This window comes from Chitinimonas sp. BJB300 (genome assembly GCF_002735695.1).
Taxonomy (GTDB): Bacteria; Pseudomonadota; Gammaproteobacteria; order Burkholderiales; family Chitinimonadaceae; genus Chitinimonas.
Genome location: NZ_PDZH01000256.1, coordinates 1 through 2,518, shown reverse-complemented (window position 1 = coordinate 2,518; position 2,518 = coordinate 1). Strand labels below are relative to the sequence as shown.

At 61.6% G+C, this 2,518-nt stretch carries 2 protein-coding genes; both read right to left on the bottom strand.

From position 1 onward, the window contains the following. Window positions 1-2,321 (bottom strand): hypothetical protein (locus CSQ89_RS21020; RefSeq protein WP_143747123.1); only part of this gene is annotated, 2,321 nt, incomplete at its 3' end. Next, a partial coding sequence (locus CSQ89_RS22715; RefSeq protein ID WP_158229085.1) for a hypothetical protein occupies window positions 2,273-2,518 on the bottom strand: 246 nt, incomplete at its 5' end. The genes CSQ89_RS21020 and CSQ89_RS22715, both read right to left, overlap by 49 nt.

Here is a 2,518-nt window from a genome sequence, read left to right as displayed (position 1 = left end):
GCGGCTTCTTGTACCGGCTGGGCGGGGTTTGGGTGAATCTCATAGACAGTAACGCGCTTACCGTTGGGGGCTAGCTTCTCCACCGCGACGGGCGCGTGCGTATCGGTCAGCTTTTTCTTGTCGATGAAAGCGGTTGCACGTTCTGCCGTCGTGAACCATTTGACTGGCTTTTCTTTCGGCGTGGCGTTCTCAACTGATGCCGGTGCGACTTCCGCTACTTTATCGGCGTGCTTAAACAGGTCATCTTGCCGCGCCGAGTTGGCCCGCTTTTGTTGCTCGTTTCTCACCTCGCGCATGCCGGCAGCCAGCATGGTTGTCCAGCCCTTATTACGTTTAGCCTGTTCTTGGATATAACTGGCCCGTTCCGCCAGTTCGGCATCGCTCATGTCCGCTGGCTTGGCAGCAGGCAAGGGCTTCTTACGCGGTGCCTTGGCGGGTGGGGTTTGCCGCAGTGGTTCGATGTCGGCTGGTAGGGTAAACGCATTCGGTGCAGCGGGTTGAAGTGAAGCACTCGCTCCCATGGTCACCGCAGCATCTTGCGGACTGGCCTCTTGTGGTGAGGGATACACCTTTTCCTGGCCAAGCTGCGCCAAAGCAGCATCACTTTCTTGCCAGACTTGCTGCGCACGGGCCAAGGCTGGAGCGGAATTGGTTTGGAACTGCGCCAGGGCTTTGCCTTGCAGGGTGCTGGCACGCGCTTGAATCCTACCGATTTCGCGTAAAGCGCCATCGCGCCTTTTTGTCAGTGTCGCCAAGTCAAGGGCGCGCTGTTCCTTGGGTGCCACCTCGGCCAATTGGTCGCTGGCTTGGCCCATCGGGTTGGCGTACAGCGTGGCCGATTTATCCGGTAGCGCCAGCATTTCACCGGCTACGGGTTGCGTAGGCATTGCCGGTAACATTTCGCTAGCGGGTTCGGTGTTGGTTAGCTGGGCAATTGCCGCATCGCTTTCCTGCCAGGCTTGCTGTGCGCGGGCCAAAGCGGGAGCGCTGTTGGCTTGGTACTGCGCCAATGCGTCGCCTTGCAATGTGCCGGCGCGTGCCTGAATCTTGCCGATGACACGCAACGCCCCGTCGCGGCGCTGGGTATGCGCGGCGATTTCATTCGCCACTTGCTCATTGAGCGCGACATCGGCCATCTGCTCGCTGGCAACGCCGAATTGGTTGGCATACAGCGTACCCGATCTATCGGGCAAGGCGCGCATTTCACGTGGGACCGGGATAGCCACGCCATCGGGGGTGACATTGAATTGCGGTACAGGTGGCATGTCCGAGCGCGCAGGCGCCGGCGTTGCCTCATTGGCTGGGAGATATTCTCCACCGGGCTGATAGAGGGCTGGTAGCTGTGCTGTTTCGGCAATGGGGTTGGCTGCCGGCGCGATGGCAGGCGCGGAGTTACGGTTGAGCGCAGGCATGCCGGCTTGTTCAAACGGCTTGCCCAACACATGCGTACCGCCACCCATGAGCCCGCCGACGGCTGCACCCGATAAGGCAGCCGGCCCCACCCCGCGCCATGCGTCCTTGCTCGGGTCGATATGGTCCCGCTCTGCCGCATTCTGGACGTACTGTTCTGCACCAGACTGTAGAAACTCCTGCCCCGCTTCCTTACCAATATCCATCGCCGCTGACTTGGCCAACCCCATTGCACCTTGGCTGGCCAGCGCAGAAGCCGGCTTGCCCGTAACGCGGTTGAACACCGAGCCCAGCGCGCCACCCCCGGTCAGGATGCCGATCCCCCCGGTTGCCAGCATCGTATTGCGTAATACCTGGTTCGCGGTTTCATCCGCCACGGCTTGGCGAGCCGCCAGTGGGTCGCGGGTTTGCTGCAGGTTGGCGCGGTAAGTCGGGTTTTGCAGCAACGCCTCTTCCGGCGTCGCGGTCAGGTCCATGATCTTGGCGTGAGTCTGCTCGGCATTGACCAAGGCGGCTTGGCCACCTTCGGCCACGCCCATACCGATTGCACCTGGAGCAGCCAACAAAGCCTTCTGCGCCAATGTGGCGCTACCTGCCTCGGCAGCCGCTTGCGCACCTTTGGTTACTGCCAACCGACCGAGCCCCGACTTGGCCGCCAAGCCGACCACGCCGCCAACTGGGGCCGTCGCCACCATCCCCGGCACGCTACGCGACGCGGCCATCAGGGTGGATTGCAGCGGAGTATCGCCCAGCTCATAGTCATCGGTAACGATAGGGTTGTTCGCCACGGAACGGCCTGCACCGGTCATGTCGTCCGCCCAATAGCGTTGGGCTGTCTGGCCCGCATCGCGGATTGCGCCACCTAGGCCATCAGCGCCGAGCTTTTGTAGGCCATAGCCAGCTGCCGCCACCAAGAGTCGCCGGCCCCAGCAGCAGCGGATTTGACGTAATCCATGCCACTTGCCTTGGGCGTGTAGCCGGTGACTGCCATGTACTGCTGCGGTGTCATCGTCCCCGCGAAATCACGGTTATAGATACCCACCATGATGGTTTGGTCATCGAGCTGGGCAAGCTGGGGATTTTGGGTGCGGATTTGTTCGAGGGTGCG